At 67.2% G+C, this 18,863-nt stretch carries 28 protein-coding genes, 1 tRNA gene and 1 pseudogene; 15 read left to right on the top strand and 15 right to left on the bottom strand.

Annotated elements, in window-relative coordinates; genetic code table 11:
• Positions 1–64 precede the first annotated feature (64 nt).
• Positions 65–391 (top strand): thioredoxin TrxA, encoded by a 327-nt coding sequence (gene trxA / locus F620_RS0111040; protein WP_018869015.1) that lies wholly within the window; start codon positions 65–67, stop codon positions 389–391.
• A 180-nt stretch (positions 392–571) separates the two neighbouring features.
• A complete protein-coding gene (gene rho / locus F620_RS0111035; RefSeq protein ID WP_018869014.1) occupies positions 572–1,831 on the top strand; it encodes a transcription termination factor Rho in 1,260 nt (419 codons plus the stop codon).
• Between the two features lie 28 nt (positions 1,832–1,859).
• On the opposite strand, the gene F620_RS0111030 is transcribed toward rho, so the two are convergent.
• The 5 genes from F620_RS0111030 to rph are packed head-to-tail and all read right to left on the bottom strand — an operon-like array spanning position 1,860 to position 4,850.
• Complete coding sequence (locus tag F620_RS0111030) at positions 1,860–2,108, bottom strand: hypothetical protein (RefSeq protein WP_018869013.1); 249 nt, start codon at positions 2,106–2,108, stop codon at positions 1,860–1,862.
• The gene (locus F620_RS0111025; protein WP_018869012.1) at positions 2,108–2,305 is read right to left on the bottom strand and encodes a CPXCG motif-containing cysteine-rich protein; all 198 of its coding nucleotides are present in this window, start codon (positions 2,303–2,305) and stop codon (positions 2,108–2,110) included. The genes F620_RS0111030 and F620_RS0111025 overlap by 1 nt, the downstream gene beginning before the upstream one ends.
• Positions 2,302–3,489: a radical SAM family heme chaperone HemW gene (gene hemW / locus F620_RS0111020; RefSeq protein ID WP_019570604.1), complete on the bottom strand. Its 1,188-nt coding sequence runs from the start codon at positions 3,487–3,489 to the stop codon at positions 2,302–2,304. The genes F620_RS0111025 and hemW overlap by 4 nt, the downstream gene beginning before the upstream one ends.
• Positions 3,490–3,510: 21 nt before the next feature.
• Positions 3,511–4,125: an RdgB/HAM1 family non-canonical purine NTP pyrophosphatase gene (gene rdgB, locus F620_RS0111015; protein WP_019570603.1), complete on the bottom strand. Its 615-nt coding sequence runs from the start codon at positions 4,123–4,125 to the stop codon at positions 3,511–3,513.
• A gap of 5 nt (positions 4,126–4,130) precedes the next feature.
• Positions 4,131–4,850: a ribonuclease PH gene (rph, locus tag F620_RS0111010; RefSeq protein ID WP_019570602.1), complete on the bottom strand. Its 720-nt coding sequence runs from the start codon at positions 4,848–4,850 to the stop codon at positions 4,131–4,133.
• A gap of 116 nt (positions 4,851–4,966) precedes the next feature.
• Between rph and F620_RS0111005 the strand changes: the two genes are divergently transcribed.
• The 3 genes from F620_RS0111005 to F620_RS0110995 all read left to right on the top strand — a co-directional run bounded on the left by F620_RS0111005 (position 4,967) and on the right by F620_RS0110995 (position 6,819).
• Complete coding sequence (locus tag F620_RS0111005; protein ID WP_018869008.1) at positions 4,967–5,188, top strand: DUF2835 family protein; 222 nt, start codon at positions 4,967–4,969, stop codon at positions 5,186–5,188.
• Positions 5,189–5,256: 68 nt separating this feature from the next.
• Positions 5,257–5,688, top strand: a complete 432-nt coding sequence (locus F620_RS0111000) for an Hsp20/alpha crystallin family protein (protein ID WP_026331435.1) — start codon at positions 5,257–5,259, stop codon at positions 5,686–5,688.
• 204 nt (positions 5,689–5,892) lie between these two features.
• The gene (locus F620_RS0110995) at positions 5,893–6,819 is read left to right on the top strand and encodes a DnaJ C-terminal domain-containing protein (RefSeq protein ID WP_018869006.1); all 927 of its coding nucleotides are present in this window, start codon (positions 5,893–5,895) and stop codon (positions 6,817–6,819) included.
• 26 nt (positions 6,820–6,845) lie between these two features.
• Here F620_RS0110995 and F620_RS0110990 read toward each other — a convergent pair whose 3' ends face one another.
• Both F620_RS0110990 and moaD read right to left on the bottom strand, forming a co-directional pair.
• Complete coding sequence (locus F620_RS0110990; protein ID WP_019570600.1) at positions 6,846–7,280, bottom strand: molybdenum cofactor biosynthesis protein MoaE; 435 nt, start codon at positions 7,278–7,280, stop codon at positions 6,846–6,848.
• A 2-nt stretch (positions 7,281–7,282) separates the two neighbouring features.
• Positions 7,283–7,516 carry a molybdopterin converting factor subunit 1 gene (gene moaD / locus F620_RS0110985; protein ID WP_019021532.1) on the bottom strand — a complete coding sequence of 78 codons (234 nt, stop codon included), beginning with the start codon at positions 7,514–7,516 and terminating at the stop codon, positions 7,283–7,285.
• A gap of 43 nt (positions 7,517–7,559) precedes the next feature.
• Between moaD and moaC the strand changes: the two genes are divergently transcribed.
• From moaC to F620_RS0110960, 5 genes are all read left to right on the top strand, one after another.
• Positions 7,560–8,054, top strand: a complete 495-nt coding sequence (gene moaC / locus F620_RS0110980; RefSeq protein WP_019570599.1) for a cyclic pyranopterin monophosphate synthase MoaC — start codon at positions 7,560–7,562, stop codon at positions 8,052–8,054.
• Positions 8,051–10,339, top strand: coding sequence for an AsmA family protein (locus F620_RS0110975; RefSeq protein ID WP_019570598.1), 2,289 nt, complete (start codon positions 8,051–8,053; stop codon positions 10,337–10,339). The genes moaC and F620_RS0110975 overlap by 4 nt, the downstream gene beginning before the upstream one ends.
• Before the next feature lie 98 nt (positions 10,340–10,437).
• Entirely contained in the window at positions 10,438–11,493 is a 1,056-nt protein-coding gene (mutY, locus tag F620_RS0110970; protein ID WP_019570597.1) for an A/G-specific adenine glycosylase, read from the top strand.
• The gene (locus tag F620_RS0110965) at positions 11,477–11,752 is read left to right on the top strand and encodes an oxidative damage protection protein (RefSeq protein ID WP_018869000.1); all 276 of its coding nucleotides are present in this window, start codon (positions 11,477–11,479) and stop codon (positions 11,750–11,752) included. The genes mutY and F620_RS0110965 overlap by 17 nt, the downstream gene beginning before the upstream one ends.
• Before the next feature lie 93 nt (positions 11,753–11,845).
• Positions 11,846–11,921: transfer RNA gene (locus tag F620_RS0110960), tRNA-Phe, on the top strand.
• Positions 11,922–11,994: 73 nt separating this feature from the next.
• Here the strand turns inward: F620_RS0110960 and F620_RS0110955 are convergent.
• From F620_RS0110955 to F620_RS0110945, 3 genes are all read right to left on the bottom strand, one after another.
• A complete protein-coding gene (locus F620_RS0110955; RefSeq protein WP_019570595.1) occupies positions 11,995–12,258 on the bottom strand; it encodes a Txe/YoeB family addiction module toxin in 264 nt (87 codons plus the stop codon).
• Positions 12,251–12,511: a type II toxin-antitoxin system Phd/YefM family antitoxin gene (locus tag F620_RS0110950; protein WP_018868998.1), complete on the bottom strand. Its 261-nt coding sequence runs from the start codon at positions 12,509–12,511 to the stop codon at positions 12,251–12,253. Before F620_RS0110950 ends, F620_RS0110955 begins: the two co-directional genes overlap by 8 nt.
• 274 nt (positions 12,512–12,785) lie before the next feature.
• On the bottom strand, positions 12,786–13,418 hold the full coding sequence (locus tag F620_RS0110945; protein WP_019570594.1) for a DUF429 domain-containing protein: 633 nt from the start codon (positions 13,416–13,418) through the stop codon (positions 12,786–12,788).
• A gap of 72 nt (positions 13,419–13,490) precedes the next feature.
• Here F620_RS0110945 and def point away from each other — a divergent pair, with 72 nt between their 5' ends.
• Positions 13,491–14,027, top strand: a complete 537-nt coding sequence (gene def, locus F620_RS0110940; RefSeq protein WP_026331434.1) for a peptide deformylase — start codon at positions 13,491–13,493, stop codon at positions 14,025–14,027.
• A gap of 61 nt (positions 14,028–14,088) precedes the next feature.
• Here def and F620_RS0110935 read toward each other — a convergent pair whose 3' ends face one another.
• Complete coding sequence (locus tag F620_RS0110935; RefSeq protein WP_019570592.1) at positions 14,089–14,286, bottom strand: DUF2283 domain-containing protein; 198 nt, start codon at positions 14,284–14,286, stop codon at positions 14,089–14,091.
• Entirely contained in the window at positions 14,283–14,519 is a 237-nt protein-coding gene (locus F620_RS0110930) for a hypothetical protein (protein WP_019570591.1), read from the bottom strand. The genes F620_RS0110935 and F620_RS0110930 overlap by 4 nt, the downstream gene beginning before the upstream one ends.
• A gap of 83 nt (positions 14,520–14,602) precedes the next feature.
• Between F620_RS0110930 and F620_RS15655 the strand changes: the two are divergent.
• A pseudogene (locus F620_RS15655) lies at positions 14,603–14,689 on the top strand (peptide deformylase); the annotation flags it as partial.
• A gap of 6 nt (positions 14,690–14,695) precedes the next feature.
• On the opposite strand, the gene F620_RS0110925 reads toward F620_RS15655, so the two are convergent.
• From F620_RS0110925 to F620_RS14370, 3 genes are all read right to left on the bottom strand, one after another.
• Entirely contained in the window at positions 14,696–15,115 is a 420-nt protein-coding gene (locus tag F620_RS0110925) for an SRPBCC family protein (protein ID WP_019570590.1), read from the bottom strand.
• A 52-nt stretch (positions 15,116–15,167) separates the two neighbouring features.
• Positions 15,168–15,488 (bottom strand): hypothetical protein, encoded by a 321-nt coding sequence (locus tag F620_RS0110920; protein WP_019570589.1) that lies wholly within the window; start codon positions 15,486–15,488, stop codon positions 15,168–15,170.
• A gap of 173 nt (positions 15,489–15,661) precedes the next feature.
• Positions 15,662–16,582 carry a DEAD/DEAH box helicase gene (locus F620_RS14370; protein ID WP_231373892.1) on the bottom strand — a complete coding sequence of 307 codons (921 nt, stop codon included), beginning with the start codon at positions 16,580–16,582 and terminating at the stop codon, positions 15,662–15,664.
• A gap of 130 nt (positions 16,583–16,712) precedes the next feature.
• Between F620_RS14370 and F620_RS0110910 the strand changes: the two genes are divergently transcribed.
• The 3 genes from F620_RS0110910 to F620_RS14360 all read left to right on the top strand — a co-directional run bounded on the left by F620_RS0110910 (position 16,713) and on the right by F620_RS14360 (position 18,667).
• Positions 16,713–17,204, top strand: coding sequence for a transposase (locus tag F620_RS0110910; protein WP_019570587.1), 492 nt, complete (start codon positions 16,713–16,715; stop codon positions 17,202–17,204).
• Positions 17,201–17,728 carry a helix-turn-helix domain-containing protein gene (locus F620_RS14365; protein ID WP_019570586.1) on the top strand — a complete coding sequence of 176 codons (528 nt, stop codon included), beginning with the start codon at positions 17,201–17,203 and terminating at the stop codon, positions 17,726–17,728. Before F620_RS0110910 ends, F620_RS14365 begins: the two co-directional genes overlap by 4 nt.
• A 504-nt stretch (positions 17,729–18,232) precedes the next feature.
• Positions 18,233–18,667 carry a hypothetical protein gene (locus F620_RS14360; protein WP_038031006.1) on the top strand — a complete coding sequence of 145 codons (435 nt, stop codon included), beginning with the start codon at positions 18,233–18,235 and terminating at the stop codon, positions 18,665–18,667.
• Positions 18,668–18,863 lie beyond the last annotated feature (196 nt).

Raw genomic sequence — 18,863 nt, 5'->3', positions numbered from 1 at the left:
CGATAGTACGGCGTACGCGGCCCTGAAGAAGGCCGGTGCCAACCCAACGTCATGAGGACGCGGAGTGAGCGACAAGATCATTTATACATCGGACGCCAGTTTCGACGAGGACGTCCTGAAGTCCGACCAGCCGGTCCTGGTGGACTACTGGGCGGAATGGTGCGGTCCCTGCAAGATGATCGCGCCGATTCTGGACGAAATCGCCGAAGAATACGCCGGCAAGGTCAAGGTTGCCAAACTGAACATCGACGAGAACCCGTCGACGCCGCCCAAGTTCGGTATCCGCGGCATCCCGACGCTCATGCTGTTCAAGAACGGGGACGTGGAGGCCACCAAGGTCGGCGCCCTGTCCAAGTCGCAGCTGACCGCCTTCCTCGATCAGCACACCTGAGCGGAATCGCGGTCACCTTCCGTTGCGGGGCGGGCTTGCAACAGCCGCCCGCCCCGCTTAATATTCGAGCGTTTCGTCGGCGCCGGGCCTCTCCCGGGGTCGTCCCCTGCCCCGTCATCATTGCAATCCTGCGGCCATCCCCGGCCGCCGTTCATCCACGTTGAGCACAGCGCCCCACGCATGAATCTGACCGAACTGAAGCGGATGACCGCCGCCGATCTCGTTGTCCTCGCCGAGAACCAGGGCATCGAGAACATGTCCCGCGCGCGCAAGCAGGACATCATCTTTGCCCTGCTGAAGGCGCATGCCAAAAGCGGCGAGGCCATTTACGGCGACGGCGTACTGGAGATCCTCTCCGACGGCTTCGGCTTTTTGCGCAGCCCGGATGCCTCGTATCAGGCCGGCCCCGACGACGTCTACGTCTCGCCCAGCCAGATCCGGCGCTTCGGCCTGCGCACCGGCGACACGGTCGCCGGCAAGATCCGCCCGCCCAAGGACAACGAACGCTACTTCGCGCTGCTGAAGGTCTCGGAGATCAACTTCGAGCCGCCGGAAAACGCCAAGCACAAGGTCCTGTTCGAAAACCTCACGCCGCTGCATGCCAGTCACCGCATGCGCATGGAGCGGGGCAACGGCTCCACCGAGGACATCACCGCCCGCGTCATCGACATCGTCGCGCCGTTCGGCAAGGGCCAGCGCGGCCTGATCGTCTCGCCGCCCAAGGCCGGCAAGACCCTGATCCTGCAGAACATCGCCCAGAGCATCGCGACCAATTACCCGGAGTGCTATCTCATCGTCCTGCTGGTCGACGAACGGCCCGAGGAAGTGACCGAGATGGACCGCATGGTGCAGGGCGAGGTCGTCTCCTCCACCTTTGACGAACCGGCCCAGCGCCACGTGCAGGTGGCCGAGATGGTCATCGAGAAGGCCAAGCGCCTGGTGGAGCACCGCCGCGACGTGGTCATCCTCCTGGACTCGATCACCCGACTCGCCCGTGCCTACAACACCGTGGCCCCCAGCTCCGGCAAGGTGCTCACCGGCGGCGTCGATGCCAACGCCCTGCACCGGCCCAAGCGTTTCTTCGGCGCCGCGCGCAATGTCGAGGAAGGCGGCAGCCTCACCATCCTCGCCACGGCCTTGGTGGACACCGGCTCCAAGATGGACGAGGTGATCTACGAGGAATTCAAGGGTACCGGCAACATGGAGGTGCACCTGGAGCGGCGCATCGCCGAGAAGCGCATCTACCCGGCGATCAACGTCAACCGTTCCGGCACCCGCCGCGAGGAACTGCTGACCGACCCGGAAGAGCTGCAGAAACTGTGGATCCTGCGGAAGTTCCTGCACGGCATGGACGACATCGAGGCGATGGAATTCCTGCTCGGCCGCATGCAGTCGTCGAAGACCAACAGCGAGTTCTTCGACCAGATGAAGCGCTCCTGAGGCGACGCCCTGACGCCCCGGCCCGGGCTCAGGCGCCGGCCGCCAGCGGCGCGAACTCCAGCAGACGGTCCAGCCGGCGCCACTGGCGCCGGCCCTCGGCATCGCGCAGGATCAGATACTCCGCGCCCCGGCGGGTGCGCAGATCCAGCGGCCACACCCGCGCCACCTCGTCGAGGCCCCGGTGGCGCCAGCGGATCCGCAGCGCCTCCCCGTGCATGATGCAAAGCTCCAGCTCGGAGTAGCGCGCGCAGGGGATGGGGACGTAATCCGCGGCCATCAGCCACCTTCCCTCTGAGCGTCGACCACGGGGATATCATCCTCGGTGGTCGTCAGGTGACGGAACACGATGGGCGAGCAGCACACGCCACAGTCCTCCACCCATTCATCCTCGTCACTCATCACATCCACCGTCGTCTCGCCCGGTTCTCCGCACCAGGGACAAGCAAACGCCACGAATTCGATCGGTCGGGTCATCGCGACACCTCCTCGACATCGTTGGCAGCCTCCGGCAGAAACCCCTCCAGGACATCATTGAGAAACTGCAGACCCTCCGTGGTGGTTCGCAGGACGCCGCTTCCGGCGGGATCCATCAGGCCGCGCTGGCGCGCACGCTCCAGCCCGGGCTCCAGTGCCTCCAGGGGCAGCCCGGTCCGCTCGCGGAACCGCGCCTCGGGCACGCCATCGACCAGCCGCAGGGCGTTCAGCATGAACTCGAACGGCCGCTCGCCGGGTGCCACCGGCGTATCCCGCCCGCCGGTCGGATCGGCGAGGTAGGCCTGCGGCTGGCGCGGTCGCACGCGGCGGATGATGGAGCCGTCGTGGACCTGCGTCAGCTTGCCGTGGGCACCGGCACCAATGCCGAGGTAGTCCCCGAAGGTCCAGTAGTTCAGGTTGTGCCGGCACGCTTCACCCGCCCTCGCGTAAGCGGACACTTCGTAGCGAGTATAGTCCGCCTCCGCGAGACGCAAGCTTCCGGCGGCAAAAAGTTCGGCCACGGTGTCATCCTCCGGCAGCTCCGGCGGGCGCGCGGCGAACAGCGTATTGGGCTCCAGGGTGAGCTGATACCAGGAAATGTGCTCCGGCTGCTGCGCGATCGCCGCCTCCAGATCCGCCATGCCCTGCGCCACCGTCTGCCCCGGCAGACCGAACATCAGATCCAGGTTGATCCGCTCGAAACCCGCCGCCCGGGCATGTTCCACCGCCGCGGCCGCCTCCTCCGGCCCGTGGATGCGACCGAGACGCTGCAGCATCGCGCCGTCGAAGCTCTGCACCCCCAGCGACAGCCGGTTGATCCCGGCCTCGCGGTAGCCACGGAAGAAATCGCGATCGGCGGTGCCGGGATTCGCCTCCAGGGTGATCTCCACGTCCGGGCGCAGCGGCAGCAGCGCCCGCAACCCGGACATCAGCTCCGCCATCGCCTCGGGCGGGAACAGGCTGGGCGTGCCGCCGCCGATGAACACGCTCTCGATGCGCCGCCCCCAGACCTCGGGCAGCTGCGCCTCCAGATCCTGCAGCAGCGCGGCCACGTAGTCGGCGAACGGGGGCTCGCCGCCACGGGGTTCGTGGGAGTTGAAATCGCAGTACGGGCACTTGCGCACGCACCACGGCAGGTGGACGTACAGCGCCAGCGGGATCGGGGTATCGAAGCTCGGGGTCATGCCGGGAGCATAGCCCCCGGCTCAGCTCCCGGCACGTTCCCGCAGGGCCCGGGCCAGTTTCTCCAGCGCCCGGCCGCGATGACTCAGACGATTCTTCTCGCTCGGCTCCAGCTCGGCCGAGGTGCAGCCGTGCTCCGGCAGCTCGAACAGCGGGTCGTAGCCGAACCCGCCATCGCCGGACGGTGCCGTGGCGATGCGCCCGCGCCACACGCCCTCGGCGATCAGCGGGGCCGGGTCATCGGCGTGGCGCAGGAACACCACCACCGCGCGGAAGCCGGCGCCGCGACGCTCCGGCGGCACGTCCGCCAGCGCGTCCAGCAGCTTCGCGTTGTTGGCGGCATCGGCGCCGTCACCGCTCTCCCCGGCATAGCGCGAGGAATAGATACCCGGCTCGCCGCCCAGGGCATCCACCTCCAGCCCGGAGTCGTCGGCCACCGCCGCCAGCCCGGTGTGCCGGGCCGCATTGCGCGCCTTCAACAGGGCGTTCTCGACGAAGGTCAGGCCGGTCTCCTCGGCCTCCGGCACATCCAGTTCGGTCTGCGTGACCACCTCCATGCCCAGCGGCTCCAGCAGCGCCGCCAGCTCGCTCCGCTTGCCCGGATTGCCGGTGGCCAGGACCACGCGCTGCGCCGCCATTCCGCTCAGCCCTCGCCCAGGACCGCGCGTTGCGCGTCGATGATGGTACTCACACCCTTCTCGCCCAGATCCAGCATGCTGTCCAGTTCGTCGCGGCGGAAGGCATGGCCCTCGGCCGTGCCCTGGATCTCGATCACCCCGCCGGCCTCGTTCATCACCAGGTTCAGATCGGTCTCGGCCGCGGAGTCCTCGTCGTAGTCGAGGTCCAGCACCGGCGTTCCCTGGAAGATCCCCACGGACACCGCCGCGAGATGTCCGTGCAGCGGATCCTTCTTCAGCAGGCCGATCTCGCGCCCGTGCGCCACCGCGTCGCGCAGGGCCACGAAGGCACCACTGATCGAGGCCGTGCGCGTGCCGCCGTCGGCCTGGATCACGTCGCAGTCGACAATGATCTGGCGCTCGCCCAGCGCTTCCATGTCGACCACCGCGCGCAGGGCGCGACCGATCAGGCGCTGGATCTCCATGGTCCGTCCGCCCAGCTTGCCGCGGGCCGCCTCGCGCGCCATGCGGTCATGGGTGGAACGCGGCAGCATGCTGTACTCGGCGGTGACCCAGCCCTTGCCCTTGCCCTTGAGCCACGGGGGCACACGCGGCTCGATGGTGGCATTGCACAGCACCCGGGTGTCACCGAACTCCACCAGCACCGAACCTTCGGCGTGGCGGGTGAAGTGCCGGGTAAAACTGACCGGACGCATCTCGTCGGGCTGTCGGCCGCTGGGGCGCATGGCGATTCCTTGCTAAATTTGTCGGGCGCGCAGTATACGGGACACCGGGGGTCGCGGGGCCAGCCCCACCCGGCCGATCCCGCCCCGCGCGCTCCGCACCATCGGACTGACCCGCCATGCAGCGTTTCCGCATCCGCCTGGACATCTCCCCGGACATGATGGAGCAGTACTATTCCGGGCGCTCCACCACCGTATTCGCGATCTCCGAGGCGGGGGTCAGCGTGCAGTTCCCGGCGCGGCTGCTGCGCCCGTACATGACCCACGACGGAATCCACGGCCTTTTCGAACTGGTTACCGAAAATGACTACCGCCTGCGCGATTTTCGCCGCCTGGCTTGAAATCTCCCCGGAACGCCCCTACTTCGATTACTGAGTCAACAAGACACCCGATGAAGGAGGGGATTGCCATGAACATGATGCGTTACGAACCCTGGAGCCTGCTCAACCAGCTCTCGCGTGAACTCGGCCGCCTGCCCGACGTACCCGGCGACGAGGACTCGGTGAGCGCGGCCGACTGGAGCCCTGCGGTGGACATCCGCGAGGAGACCGATGCCTACGTGCTGCATGCCGACGTCCCGGGCGTGGATCCCAAGGACATCGAGCTGCACATGGAGAACGGCGTGCTGACCCTGCGTGGCGAACGCAAGTACGAAAACGCAGAAGAGAAGGAAGGCTACAAGCGCGTGGAGCGCATGCGTGGCACCTTCTTCCGCCGCTTCTCGCTGCCGGACACCGCCGATGCGGAGAACATCTCCGCGCGCAGCCAGAACGGCGTGCTGGAGGTTCGCATTCCCAAGCAGGCTAGGGTGCAGCCGCGCCGGATCGAGATCGAGAGCTGATCCGCAGCCCGGCAGCGTCCCCGGCCACGGCCGGGACGGGCCTCCCAACGGGCGCTGCCGGCGCGAGCGGGCAGCGCCTTTTGATTGGTGCCGGTAGCACCCGAATCCCGGGTATGATGGCCCGGGATTCGGGTGGTACCCGAACGCGAACGCATACACACCGGCTTTGCCGGTCGCCGAAAGGGTTCCGACTCGAGGCAGGAGATGGAATACAAGGATTACTACAAGATCCTGGGCGTGGACCGCAACGCCAGCCAGGACGACATCAAGAAGGCCTACCGCAAGCTGGCGCGCAAGTACCACCCCGACGTCAGTGACGACCCGCAGGCCGAGACGCGCATCAAGGAAGTCAACGAGGCCTACGAGGCCCTCGGGGATCCGGAAAAGCGCAAGGCCTACGACCAGCTGGGCGCCAACTGGCGCCAGGGGCAGGACTTCCGTCCGCCGCCGGGCTGGGACGGCTGGACCGGTGCGGGTGCCGGCGGCCGCGCACGGGGCGCCGGACCGGGCGCCGGCGGGGCCGATTTCGGCGGCTTCTCCGACTTCTTCGAGTCGATCTTTGGCGGCGGCGGCATGGGCGGCGGCGGTCGCCGGCGCGGCTTCGACGTGCGTGGTGCCGACCGCGAAGGCGCGGTGGAAGTGACCCTCGAACAGGCCATGCACGGCGCCGAGCTGTCGGTGACCGACCCGCGGGGGCGCCCGCAGCGCGTGCGCATCCCCGCCGGCGCCAAGGACGGCTCGCGGGTCCGGGTACGCGGCCAGGGCGACCCCGGCGTGGGCAACGGCGCCCCGGGCGACCTGCTGCTGGAGATCCGCATCAAGCCGGATCCCAACTACCGGGTGGAAGGGCGCGACCTGTACCGCGACATCCCGATCACCCCGTGGGAGGCCGCGCTGGGCGCCACGATCGAGGCGCCCACCCCGCACGGACCGGTCAACCTGAAGGTGCCGAAGGGCTCGCAGTCGGGCAAGCAGGTGCGCCTGAAGGGCAAGGGTCTGCCCGGCAAGACCCCGGGCGATCTGTATCTGCGGCTGATGATCCACGTGCCGCCGGAAGACGAAGCCGGCGACTGGTATGAAAAGATGGCGGAGTCATCCAGCTTCAACCCGCGCGAGCTGCTGGACGGCTGATCCCCCTCGCGCGCGACGCGCGGGATTCAGCCGGGCGTGTTGCGCTCCACCCAGCGGCTGCTGCCGTCGGCCAGGCGCTCGCGCTTCCAGAACGGGGCCTCGTGCTTGAGCCGCTCCAGGATGTCGCTGCAGGCATCGCGGGCGGCCGCACGATGGGCCGACCAGGTCGCCACCAGCACCAGCGCATCGCCCGGCCGCACCTCGCCCACGCGGTGCGCAACATGCACGCCCAGCAGGGGCCAGCGCTGCTGGGCGGCCTCCACGATGCGCTCCAGCTCCTGCTCGGTCATTCCCGGGTAGTGCTCCAGAAACAGCCCGGTGACCGTGTCGTCCTCGTTGAAGTCGCGCATGCGGCCGACGAACACGCTGGCCGCCCCGCGGGCCTCGGCGGGGATGTCCTGCTCCGCCGCGCGCAGCACGTCCCAGGGGTCGAAATCCTCGGAGTGGATGGTCACGGTCATGCTCAGCCCCCGGTCACCGGCGGGAAGAAGGCCACCTCGTCGCCATCACGCACCGGGGTTTCGAGATCGGCGCGGGTCTGATTGACCGCGCTCATCAGCCGCTGCGGCGGGGGTTCGCCATGCAGGTGCTCCCACAGGCCGGCCACGGTAAAACCCTCGGCCGGGAGTTCGGCCCGGTCGCCCTCACGGCCCAGTTCTTCGCGCAAACGCGCGAAATACAGCACTTTTACCGCCATGCAGCCCCTACACGTGTGGCTTTCAAACAAGCATTATAGCCGGATGACCGACTTCACTCATTTTGACGCCCACGGCCATGCCCACATGGTCGATGTCGGCGACAAGGCCGTCTCCCACCGCGTGGCCATCGCCGAAGGCCGCATTCGCATGCAGCCGGAGACCCTGCAGAAGGTCCGCGAAGGCAATCATTCCAAAGGGGATGTTCTGGGCATTGCCCGCATCGCCGGTATCATGGGGGCCAAGCGTACCGGGGACCTGATCCCGCTGTGCCATCCCATCGGACTCAGCCGCGTGGCGGTCGAATTCGATCTGGAAGATGACGCGGTCGTGGCCCGGGCAACCTGCGAAGTACATGCAGTCACCGGCGTGGAGATGGAGGCCCTGACTGCCGTCTCCACCGCCCTTCTGACCATCTACGATATGTGCAAGGCCGTGGACCGGGGCATGGTGCTGGAAACGGTCCGGCTTCTGGAAAAACACGGCGGTCGCAGCGGCAGCTGGAAGGCCCCCGACCCGCAAGGAGATTCCCGAACATGAAATGGATCAAGCGCCTGTTTGGCCTGATCGGCATCCTGATCCTCGTGGTGATCGTCGTCGCCGCGTATCTGCTGGTGACGTTCGACGCCAACGACTACAAGGAGCGCATCGAGGCCGAGGTGTACGAACACACCGGGCGCGAGCTGGTATTGGCCGGCGATGTCAGCCTGACGCTGTTCCCCAGCCTCGGCCTGCGCCTGGAAGAGGTGCGCCTGGGCAACGCGGAGGGCTTCGGTGAAGAATCCTTCGCCGAGGTCGACGTGGTCGACGTGGCTGTCGCGGTCATGCCGCTGCTGCGCCGCGAGCTGGAAGTGCAACGGGTTGAAGGCGACGGCGTGCGCCTGAACCTGGCGCGCGACGAGGACGGCCGCAACAACTGGGACGACCTCGCTGCCCGCGCCGACGAGGCCCGTGACGAGGCCGTGACCGGCAACGAAGAAGAAGAACGCACCGCCACCGAATCGCGCCTGGCCATGGAACGGATCGATATCGCCGGCGTCAGCCTGACCAACGCCCGCGTGGTGTGGGACGACCGCGAGACCGGGATGCGTGCCGTGCTGGACCCGTTCAGCCTGCAGGTGGGCCGCTTCCAGCCCGGCGTGGAGACCCGGCTGGAAATGTCCGCCGCGCTGGAGGCCGAGGGCGGCGCGCTGGAACAGCCGCTCAGCACCACCATGGACCTGACCGGACTGGTCAACCTCGACCTGCTGAACAATCGCTATGCAGTGCGTCGCCTGGACCTCAACCTCGACGTGGAAGGCGGCCCGGTGCCGCAGCCGATGGCCGTTGTCTTCCGCAGCGACGTGGCGCTGGAGGTGGACGAAGACGACACCCGCCTGCGCATGGAGCGCCTGACGGTGGAGGCCTCCAGGGTAACCCTCACCGGGTTTGCCGAACTGGGCAACCTGCAGGGCGACCAGCCACAGATGCGTGGCGAACTGCGCTCCAACACTTTCAACCTGCGCTCGGTCATGGACGACCTGGGGCTGGAAGCCCCGGCCACCGCGGATCCGGATGCCCTGCAGCGGGTCGCGTTCGACCTTTCCGCGGCCGGTACGCCGGGCAACCTGGAACTGTCGCCGTTCCTGTTCACCCTCGACGACACGACCCTCAGCGGTGACGCCACGCTGGACACCACCGGCGAGCGCCCGCATTTCGGTTTCGACCTGCGCGGCAACGAGCTCAACGTCGACCGCTACCTCCCGCCGGAGGTCGAAGAGGCGCGCACCGGCGAAGCCAACGGCGCCCCCGACGAGGAAGAAGCCGAAGAGCTGCGGGTCGAACTGCCGATGGAAGCCCTGCGTTCCGTCGACGTGGACGGCAGCCTGGCCCTCGATGGTCGCCTGATCCTGATGGGCCTGGAGCTGCGCGACATCGCGCTGGACATCCGGGCGCGCGGCGGCGACTGGGTGATCGACCCGCTGTCCGCCACCGGCTACGACGGCGAACTGACCAGCCGCATCCAGCTGGACGCCTCGGGCAGCCAGCCGCGCTACGGCCTCACCACCGACCTGACCGGCCTGGACATCGGCGCCCTGCTGGACGATCTGCAGGGTGACGACGCCATGCTGCTGGGCACCGGCAACCTCACGCTCGACATCACCACGCATGGCGAGGCGCTGTCCGACCTGCGAGCCAACCTCAACGGCGACGGCGACATGCGCTTCGAGGACGGCGCGGTGCGCGGCATCAATGTCGCCGACATCATCCGCCGCGCGGAGGCCCGCATCCGCGGCCGTGAATACGAGTCGGACGAGCCGCGGCAGACGGACTTCAGCGAGATCTCCGGCAGTTTCGACATCGAGAACGGCGTGGTCTCCAACAACGACCTGGAAGGCAACTCCCCGCTGCTGCGCGTACGCGGGGAGGGCTCGGCCGACCTCAACGACGAATCGCTGGACTACCGCGTGGACACGACGCTCGTCGGCACCCTGGAAGGCCAGGGCGGACGTTCGCTGGAAGACCTGCGCGGCGTCCGCCTGCCGATCCGGATCAGCGGCACGTTCGACGACCCCAGCTTCCGCCTCGACCTCGAATCCATCCTGCGTGAACGCGCCGCCCAGGAGCTGGGCGTGGACGAGGACGAACTGCGCGACGAGGCCACCCGCCGCCTGATGGAGCGCCTCGGCGTCTCGCGCGACGAAGCGGACGAGGAAGAAGCAAACGACGAACAAGTCGAAGAAGCTGACGAAGACGAGGCAGACGAGGAAGACGAGGAAGACGAAGAGGCCGAACGCAGCCTCGAGCAGGAAGCGGAAGACCGCATGCGGGAACTCCTCGAGTAAACCGGGGAACCCGGGTCACCCGCACTCGTTCAACCCGACCACGAACACCGACGCCCGGGCACATCGCCCCGGGCGTCGGTGCCTCCTCCCCCGCCATCATGCAACCCTTCGCCCAACGCCTGCTGGACTGGTTCGACCACCACGGCCGTCACGACCTCCCCTGGCAGCGCCCGCGCACGCCCTACCGCGCATGGGTCTCCGAGATCATGCTGCAGCAGACCCGGGTCGAGACCGTCATCCCGTATTTCGAGCGCTTCACCGCACGCTTCCCGGACGTGCAGAGCCTGGCGGCCGCCCCCGTGGACGACGTCCTCGCCCTGTGGGCGGGCCTGGGCTATTACGCCCGTGCCCGCAACCTGCACCGCTGCGCCCGGACCATCGTGGAAGACCACGACGGCCATTTCCCGCGCGAACGCGTGGCGCTGGAGGCCCTGCCCGGCATCGGCCGCTCCACCGCCGCCGCCATCCTCGCCCAGGCACACGACGCCCCCGAGGCCATCCTCGACGGCAACGCCAAGCGCGTACTCGCCCGCCACGCCGCGGTGGACGGCTGGCCCGGCAGCACCGCCAGCCAGAAGACCCTGTGGCGCGAGGCCGAGGCCCGCACCCCCGCCAGCCGCTGCGCCGACTACACCCAGGCGATCATGGATCTGGGCGCGCTGGTATGCACCCGCAGCCGCCCCGACTGCCCCGCCTGCCCGGTGGCCGAAGACTGCGGCGCCCGCCTGCAGGAACGCACCACCGAGCTGCCGCACCCGCGGCCGAAGCGCGAACGCCCGACACGCACGCGCTGGGCCGCCCTGCTGCACGCCCCCGAGGGCATCTACCTGGAACAGCGCCCGCCCAGCGGCATCTGGGGCGGGCTGTACACCCTGCCCGAGGCCGAAGACCCGGAGCATCTGGAGGCCTGGGTGCACACCCACTGGCCACGCGCCGAGGCACTGGCAGGCGATGCGCTCAGCCACGGCTTCAGCCACTACCAGCTCGACCTGCGCGTGCAGCGCTACCGGCTCCCGGCGGGTGAGTGCGGGATCATGGATGCCCCCGGGGTGATCTGGTATAAACCGGGCCAGTCGCGGCCGGCAGGCATCCCGGCCCCCATACAAGGCTTACTGCAAAGCGAAAAGGATTCCGGCCATGGCACGAACCGTTAACTGCGTAAAACTCGGCAAAGAGGCCGAAGGCTTGGACTTCCCGCCCTACCCGGGCGAGATGGGCAAGAAGATCTACCTCAACGTCTCCAAGGAAGCCTGGAACGCCTGGCTGAGCCACCAGACCATGCTCATCAACGAGTATCGCCTGACCCCGGTGGACCCCAAGGCGCGCAAGTTCCTGGAAGAGGAAATGGAGAAGTTCCTGTTCGGCGACGGTTCCGAAAAGCCCGAAGGCTTCGTCGACCCCAACCAATCCTGAAGCCGGCGCCGGGGCCCACCCTTGACGTGAGCGCCCCGGACCGCTTTAATACTGCCCTTCGCCTCGCGGCGAACCCCGCAACAAGTCAGTACTGGCCGGGTAGCTCAGTCGGTAGAGCAGGGGATTGAAAATCCCCGTGTCGGCGGTTCGATTCCGTCCCCGGCCACCATTTCCTTTCCGAAGTCGTCTTCTCGCGTCCGCATGCCCCGTTCGGCGAGGGCCAGCGGCCCCATCAATCGCGCTCAATAGTGGTATCTGCAGGAGATGACGGTGATGGACGAACCGTCCACGGCATAGACCAGGCGATGGGTGTCATCAATACGGCGCGACCAGAAACCAGCCAGGTTCTCCTTGAGAGGTTCCGGCTTGCCAATGCCTTCCAGTGGTGACCGCTTCACCTCCGCGATCAACTTGTTGATCCGACTGAGGGTCTTCCGGTCCTGGGCTTGCCAGTAGATGTAGTCGTTCCATGCTTCGTCCGTCCAGCAAAGGAGCCGACTACTCATCCCCGTCTACCAGCTCACGCTCGGTGGCCTTTCCTGCCTTGTATTGCGCAATGGACTTGTTGAGATGCTCGGCATTCGCCGGGGAACGCAGAAGATGCACGGTCTCCATCAGGCTGTTGTAGTAATCCAGCGACATTACCACGGCGTCTTCCGAATCGCGGCGCGTAATCACCGTGGTGTCGGCATCATCAACCACGCCATCGAGTACGGCTTTGAGGCCGTTGCGAGCCTCAGTGAATGACACAATCTTCATGGTGCCCTCCTGTACATTAACCCGTACAAGTATAGAGCGTGCAGCCTACATGTACAATTTACGGGACAGGCCACGGCATCGGCTCGCCGGGAAGCTCCGTTTGCACTTGTGTAGACGATGGGCCCGGGCCGCCAGCGTGGTTGACCGTCCCACGCCACCCTTCAGGCTCAAGGCCACCGCCGTTGGCAGCGGGGGCAAACCGTCCGAGGCGCGCATTCAGATCGCCGGCGCCTTGACCAGCCCACCTCCGTCCACAATGCGCTGAGTCACAAACTCAACAGGCGAAATCGTACGGGTGTTGCGGCGGCTCGGCCGGGTGAATCCATGCGGAGCGGCCCCGGCTCCACTGCCAGGCGGCCCATGCCGCGGCGCAGGCGGCCACCGAATGGTCGCTGGCATCGGCGAAATCGAGCACCCCGTCCAGACCCTGCCGATCCAGCCAGGCCAGCAGGTCCCGTCGCGCGTCCGCCGCGTGCTTCATCGCCTTCAGGGTCTCGACCGAAGCCCCGCCCAGCGCCATGGCCACCGTGGGGTGCACCTCCGCCACGCGTGCATCCGGGCGCTCGAAGGCGAGCATACGGCTGACCGCGACACCGCGCAGCGTCAGGTAGCTCATCCTCGGCGCGGAAGGCGCCATCACGGTGCCGGCCGGCAGGCCGCACTCCACCGCCAGGCGGCGCAGGGACTGATCGGACGTGCGACTGCCCCCGGTGGGCGAGTACGACAGCGGTGCGTCCAGCCCCACCACCGCCGCAGCCGGCACACGGTCCAGGATCGCCAGATCATCCGCCCCCGCAAGCAGCTCCTGCAGCCGGAGCGCCCCGCCGCGCTCGGCGAAAACGGCGACGGACGTCTGCCCGGCACTCCCGGGCCCGGACAGATCCACCCCGACGACCCACTGCCCCATGCGGTCTCCTTTGGCCGGCTTCGAACGCGCCAGGCTGCGAACGTTCTTCTTCTCTGTGGCACCATCGATGCCATGAGCGTTCGTCGTATCCTGCGTATGGGGCACCCCGACCTGCGTCGCGTCTGCGACCCGGTGGCCGATAGCGACTTCGGCAGCCCCGGGCTGCAGGCCCTGGTGGATGACCTCGCCGATACCATGCACGCCAGCGAAGGGCTCGGCCTCGCCGCCGCCCAGATCGGCGACACCCGACGCGTGGCGGTGATCGAGATCCGGCCGGGCAACACGCGCTACCCCGATGCCGTACCCACCGGCCGCCTGGTGCTGGTGAACCCGGTAATCACCGTGCTGGACCCGACGCCGCAACGCTACTGGGAAGGCTGCCTGTCCGTGCCCGGCCTGCGCGGCGAAGTCGCCCGGCCGCGCCACATCGCCGTTGATTACCACGAGCCCGACGGCACGCCCCGCCGCCTGGAACCCGAAGGCTTCCTCGCCACCGTGTTCCAGCACGAGCTCGACCACCTCGACGGCACCCTGTTCATCGACCGGGTGACCGACACCACCCGCCTCGCCTTCCTCGAGGAATACCGCGAGTTCCACGCAGAAGCATAAGCCTCACGCCCGGTGCAACTTACGGCGCCGGGCACTTTATGGCGTCGACAAAAAGGAGAGCTTATGCCGCAATACCCTCGACAATGAGATGGCTAACGTCGGTACGCTGGCTTGCATGTTCAAAGGTGATCGCGCAGACATTGCCGCTGGCATCCACATCCAGGATGGTGTTTTCGTCCAGATCTTTCGATTCCGCAATGTCGCTGCTGCGGAACTCGATGTACAAAGTATCGCTGTCATCGAAATAGCTGACTTTCATGGCCGGAACCCCCGATCAAAAAATGCATTGTGAATCGTCTCGCCATCGTCCAGCAGAATCACCCGCAGGTACCGGCCTTCCATTGCCTCGATCCTGGCCCAGCGCCTTATTCGGCCATCTGCCTGCACGTGCTCTCTCTCAGGATGCTGCACCACGTACTGGATCCATTCGTCCTTGATTCTCGCACGGTCCGGCCTGCCGCGAGTCGCCCGGAAGTATTTCGTTGTTTTCACCGATGTTTGTCCTTTCCTGCATCAATCGCTGGCATCGTCCCCGTCAGGTAACCGAGGCGCCAGGCTGACTATCAGCCCTCTCACTCGACGGCACCCTGTTCATCGACCGGGTGACCGACACCACCCGCCTCGCCTTCCTCGAGGAATATTGCGAGTTCCACGCAGACGCATTGGGCTCACGCCCGGTGCAGGACCGGCCGGGCATTGCGGACAATCTCGGCCCCCAGTTCGTCCAGCAACGGATGGGCGGCCAGGCCAAGCAGGCCGTCGGTCAGGGGATTCTCTCCGCCGCAGCGCACGCTCAGCTGCAGATGCGTGCCGCGCCCGCTCGCAGACAGCCGGTAGCAGCCCTCGCACGACAAGCCGGCCAGCGCGCGCCAGCCGAGCAGGCGCGGCGGGACGGCCACCAGCACCTCCACGTCGAACTCCAGCGGCACCCCGGCCACCCGCACACGCCAGCGGTAACGATCGGGCCCGACACGGGTGATGGACTCGATAGCCTCGCTGTACGCGGCGAACGCCTCGATCCGGGCCATCAGGTCGAACACCGCCTCCGGAGCGGCATCGATCTCCATCTCGTGGCGGATCACCGACATCGCGCACCGCCGCCGGATGCAGCCCGGGCGCGGGCCGGCGGCGCAGGCCCGGTCAGTCGTGCACGATGATGCGGGAGCCGGCGGCGTCGATGTCCACGCGGGAACTGGAGTAGTCGCAGGCCTTCGCGATGTCCTCCAGCGCCGGCATGTCATTGAGCTCCGCCAGACGATGCAGCAGGCTGCCGCCCTCGCAGTCACGCGGCATGCCGCCGTCGTCCAGCGTGCAGCCGAACTCGCCCCCGTTCACCGACCAGTCCATGTCGGGCGGCATATTCAGCACCACCGGTTCCTCGTGCATCACCTGGAACTTCGCCCGCATGGCGTTCCTGCCGTTTTCCCAGTCCAGGGCCGGCATGTTGTCTACGCTGCGCATGGTGTGCCTCCTTCGCGATTCCGCGAGGTCGCAACGGATTTACCGGAGCCTTTCCCTGCCCCTCTCCTTTGACGCTAGACCCGCCCCTCGCAACCGTCAAAGACGGGCCACCCATTCGGTGACGGCCGCCGCACCCTGCGCCCCCCGACCGGCACCCGCGCGGGCCCGCGGGTTCAGGCCTGCGCGGCCTCGCCGATGCGACGGAGGAAGGGAGACTGTGACGGGCCGGTGACGATCAGTTCGTCCATGGCCCGGGTCATGGCCACGTAGAGCAGGCGGGCCTCTTCGGCCTCGCGCTCCTCGGCGGTGTCCATCTCGCCCAGGCCGGTCAGGGCCACCACGGGAAACTCCAGGCCCTTGCTGGAGTGCATGGTCACCATCTTGACCGTGTCGGCCGGGGTGGCCGACTTCTGGCGATTGCGATCCCCGAGGTTTTCCAGTGGGATGCCCGCACGCTCGAACACCGCGCGGATCCTGCCGGCGGCGGGCACGCGGCGGTGCAGCACGGCCATCTCGCTCCAGGGGCGGCCCTGTTCGTGCAGCCGCTTGAAGTGCCCGGCGATGTATTCGATCTCCTGCGGCTGAGCGGGCAGGGGGATGATCGCGGGCTCCGGGCCTTCGCGGCCCGCGCTTTCCGGCGGCACGAGCGGGATGCCGTCTTCCTCGGCCTCCTGCGGATCCAGCAGTTCGCGGGCGAAACGGGTGGCCAGGTCCAGCACCTGCCGGGTGTTGCGGTAATTCACGCGCAGGATGGTGGTGCGCCCGCGGGCCTCCACGCCCACGCTCGAGAAGCTGAACCGGCTCTGGCTGCGGCCGTAGATCGACTGGGCGTCGTCGTACAGCACCAGCACCGAGTTGGTGTCCGGATCGACCATCTGCGTGGCCAGCCGGAACCAGTGCGGTTCGAAGTCGTGGCCCTCGTCGATCATCACCGCGCCGTACTGCCCACCGGGGATCTGCCCCTGGTCGACGCCGCCGATCACCTGCTGCACCAGCTGGTCGAAGAACGCCCGCTTGTCCGTGTTATTCGGCGGGGGCGGCACGTTGTAGGTGCGCAGCTGTGCGTGGCACCAGCGGTGGAAGTTGTACACCACCACCTGATCGCCCGCGCCCTTCTCCGCCAGGATGGCCTGCAGCCGGTCGGCCAGCCCCCACTGTCAGGCTAGTTGGAACCTCACCCGATGTTAGGGTGTTATCAACGACCGGGGGCGAAGAGAGGTTCCTGTGAAGTACTCGGATGAACGCAAGGAGGCGGTGCTGAAGAAGCTGCTGCCGCCGCATAACCGGACCGTGGCTCAGCTGGCCGATGAAGAAGGGATCTCGGCCGCCACGCTGTATAACTGGCGCCGGAAGGCCCGCGAGCAGGGTCGGCTGTTGCCGGACAGCAGCCCGGAGCCCGAGGTCTGGAGCTCCCGGGACAAGTTCAATGCCGTGCTGGAGACGGCGCCCTTGTCCGAGGCCGAGGTGGCGGAGTACTGCCGCCGACGGGGTCTGTATCCCGAACAGCTCCAGCGCTGGCGCGCGAGCTGTGAGCAGGCCAACGATGCCGCCGACGCATCGGCGCGGCAGGAGCGGGAGCAGGTTCGCACTGAGCGCCAACGGTCGAAAGAACTCGAGAAGGAGCTGAAGCGCAAGGAGTCGGCACTGGCCGAGACCGCCGCTCTGCTGACCTTGCGAAAAAAAGCGAACGCGATCTGGGGGGACGAGGACGCATGACCAGCGCCCCGGATCGCGAACAGGCCATCAAGCTGGTCGACGAGGCGCGGGCCGAGGGGGCGCGCCTCGCCCCGGCCTGTGTCGAGCTCGGCATTGGGTTGAACACCTATCGCCGCTGGAAAACCGGTGGCGTCGATGGCCGCCGGCACGCGGTGCGGCCACCGCCGTCCAACGCGCTCACCGAAGCCGAGCGGGACGAGGTCCTGGCCGTCTGCCATCGGCCGGCATGGGCCAGTCTGCCACCGGGGCAAATCGTGCCACGCCTGTTGGACGAGGAGGACCGCTACCTCGCTTCGGAATCCACCTTCTACCGCCTTCTGCGAGCCGCCGGCGAGCAGCAGCGCCGGGGGCGGGCCGCGGCGCCCTACAACCCCGGCCCGCCACGACGGCACACCGCCACTGGCCCCAATCAACTCTGGAGTTGGGATGTGGAGCGCCACGAGGCGCTTTCTGACCGTGTGACGGTGCGAGACCGTCGCGACTCGGCTGTCGCAGCAGCCGGGGACAAGCTGAGGGCAGCCTGAACTGGGGAACGCCAGCAAGGGTGGCAAGCAGCCCTGACAAAGCCGGGACGCGGCAGCATCGTCAGATGCCGTGGGTTCGGCGAGCAAATGAGGAAGGTGTAACGAAAGTGAACCCGTGGCATAAAACCTCTCAAGAAAGCTCCACCAGCTCCAACCTGACGGATATGGGCTGGGTTGCAGCGCGCAGCCACGGTTTTGCCGTGGTGAACTCCCTCGTCGGTCCGTATGTCGCCGGCTGGGAGGCTGCCGTGAAAGCCTGCGGCGTAGCGGCAGCGAAGCTGCAGGGGTATAGCGGGACACCTCACCTCGTGAGCGGCAGAAAGTGAACGTGGGAACCCTACAGGCAGCCCCGACCGTCGTCCACGGCGAAGGGAAAGCGCGTTGCCCGTTGATGCTGTCCGTAGGGGGCGGAGGAGCCGTAGTAGTCCGAGCGCGGGAAAGCCGCGTACACGGCGAAGGGCTTCAGTGTGTTTGCAGCGATCTGACATCGCGAGGAGGCCGCTGGTGAATATCGGCGCACCGTATCCCGACCGGGAAACCGCCAGGGCGCGGGTACTCGCGATGCAGACCAAGCTGCACCGATGGGCAACGGCCGATCCTGGCCGCTGCTTTGATGATCTGTTCAACCTCGTCTATGACCCGGCGTTCCTCGTTACCGCGTGGCACCGGGTTCGAGGCAACAAGGGCAGGCGCGCCGCCGGTACCGATGGGATAGCACCTTGTTCCATCGAGTATCCGGAGGCATTCCTGGCCGAGCTGAGGGCATTGCTCAAAGCTCGATGCTATCGTCCAACCCGGGTTCGGGAGAAGTCCATCCCCAAAGCGGGCGGCAAGGTTCGTCGCCTGGGGATCCCGACGGCTGCTGACCGGGTGGTTCAGGCATCCTTGGCACTGGTGCTTGAGCCGATCTTTGAGGCTGATTTCCTGCCGTGCTCCTGATATGGATTGACCTGTCAACGGTTGGCTGTAGCGTTCGATCGAAACCTCCTGTTTTCCATGCCTTCGAGGCAGGGCACGAGAAGCGGATTGCGACGGTGGATCACTCTGATATACGCGGGTTGGTTACCGACCGGACTTCACTTCGTCGCGGAGCTGCCCTTCTCTACGGGCGAGGGTCAGCCCTTCCGGGGAAGGG

It is taken from the genome of Thioalkalivibrio sp. ALE11 (assembly GCF_000381205.1).
Classification (GTDB): domain Bacteria; phylum Pseudomonadota; class Gammaproteobacteria; order Ectothiorhodospirales; family Ectothiorhodospiraceae; genus Thioalkalivibrio.
Note: the sequence above shows the minus strand (reverse complement) of the source record. Positions and strands in the feature narration are given on the sequence as shown.

Excerpts from the sequence above, each read along its gene's own strand:
- rho (WP_018869014.1), top strand. The coding sequence starts at position 572 with ATGAATCTGACCGAACTGAAGCGGATGACCGCCGCCGATCTCGTTGTC.
- F620_RS0111030 (WP_018869013.1), bottom strand. The coding sequence starts at position 2,108 with ATGGCCGCGGATTACGTCCCCATCCCCTGCGCGCGCTACTCCGAGCTG.
- F620_RS0111025 (WP_018869012.1), bottom strand. The coding sequence starts at position 2,305 with ATGACCCGACCGATCGAATTCGTGGCGTTTGCTTGTCCCTGGTGCGGA.
- hemW (WP_019570604.1), bottom strand. The coding sequence starts at position 3,489 with ATGACCCCGAGCTTCGATACCCCGATCCCGCTGGCGCTGTACGTCCAC.
- rdgB (WP_019570603.1), bottom strand. The coding sequence starts at position 4,125 with ATGGCGGCGCAGCGCGTGGTCCTGGCCACCGGCAATCCGGGCAAGCGG.
- rph (WP_019570602.1), bottom strand. The coding sequence starts at position 4,850 with ATGCGCCCCAGCGGCCGACAGCCCGACGAGATGCGTCCGGTCAGTTTT.
- F620_RS0111005 (WP_018869008.1), top strand. The coding sequence starts at position 4,967 with ATGCAGCGTTTCCGCATCCGCCTGGACATCTCCCCGGACATGATGGAG.
- F620_RS0111000 (WP_026331435.1), top strand. The coding sequence starts at position 5,257 with ATGAACATGATGCGTTACGAACCCTGGAGCCTGCTCAACCAGCTCTCG.
- F620_RS0110995 (WP_018869006.1), top strand. The coding sequence starts at position 5,893 with ATGGAATACAAGGATTACTACAAGATCCTGGGCGTGGACCGCAACGCC.
- F620_RS0110990 (WP_019570600.1), bottom strand. The coding sequence starts at position 7,280 with ATGACCGTGACCATCCACTCCGAGGATTTCGACCCCTGGGACGTGCTG.
- moaD (WP_019021532.1), bottom strand. The coding sequence starts at position 7,516 with ATGGCGGTAAAAGTGCTGTATTTCGCGCGTTTGCGCGAAGAACTGGGC.
- moaC (WP_019570599.1), top strand. The coding sequence starts at position 7,560 with ATGACCGACTTCACTCATTTTGACGCCCACGGCCATGCCCACATGGTC.
- F620_RS0110975 (WP_019570598.1), top strand. The coding sequence starts at position 8,051 with ATGAAATGGATCAAGCGCCTGTTTGGCCTGATCGGCATCCTGATCCTC.
- mutY (WP_019570597.1), top strand. The coding sequence starts at position 10,438 with ATGCAACCCTTCGCCCAACGCCTGCTGGACTGGTTCGACCACCACGGC.
- F620_RS0110965 (WP_018869000.1), top strand. The coding sequence starts at position 11,477 with ATGGCACGAACCGTTAACTGCGTAAAACTCGGCAAAGAGGCCGAAGGC.
- F620_RS0110955 (WP_019570595.1), bottom strand. The coding sequence starts at position 12,258 with ATGAGTAGTCGGCTCCTTTGCTGGACGGACGAAGCATGGAACGACTAC.
- F620_RS0110950 (WP_018868998.1), bottom strand. The coding sequence starts at position 12,511 with ATGAAGATTGTGTCATTCACTGAGGCTCGCAACGGCCTCAAAGCCGTA.
- F620_RS0110945 (WP_019570594.1), bottom strand. The coding sequence starts at position 13,418 with ATGGGGCAGTGGGTCGTCGGGGTGGATCTGTCCGGGCCCGGGAGTGCC.
- def (WP_026331434.1), top strand. The coding sequence starts at position 13,491 with ATGAGCGTTCGTCGTATCCTGCGTATGGGGCACCCCGACCTGCGTCGC.
- F620_RS0110935 (WP_019570592.1), bottom strand. The coding sequence starts at position 14,286 with ATGAAAGTCAGCTATTTCGATGACAGCGATACTTTGTACATCGAGTTC.
- F620_RS0110925 (WP_019570590.1), bottom strand. The coding sequence starts at position 15,115 with ATGTCGGTGATCCGCCACGAGATGGAGATCGATGCCGCTCCGGAGGCG.
- F620_RS0110920 (WP_019570589.1), bottom strand. The coding sequence starts at position 15,488 with ATGCGCAGCGTAGACAACATGCCGGCCCTGGACTGGGAAAACGGCAGG.
- F620_RS14365 (WP_019570586.1), top strand. The coding sequence starts at position 17,201 with ATGACCAGCGCCCCGGATCGCGAACAGGCCATCAAGCTGGTCGACGAG.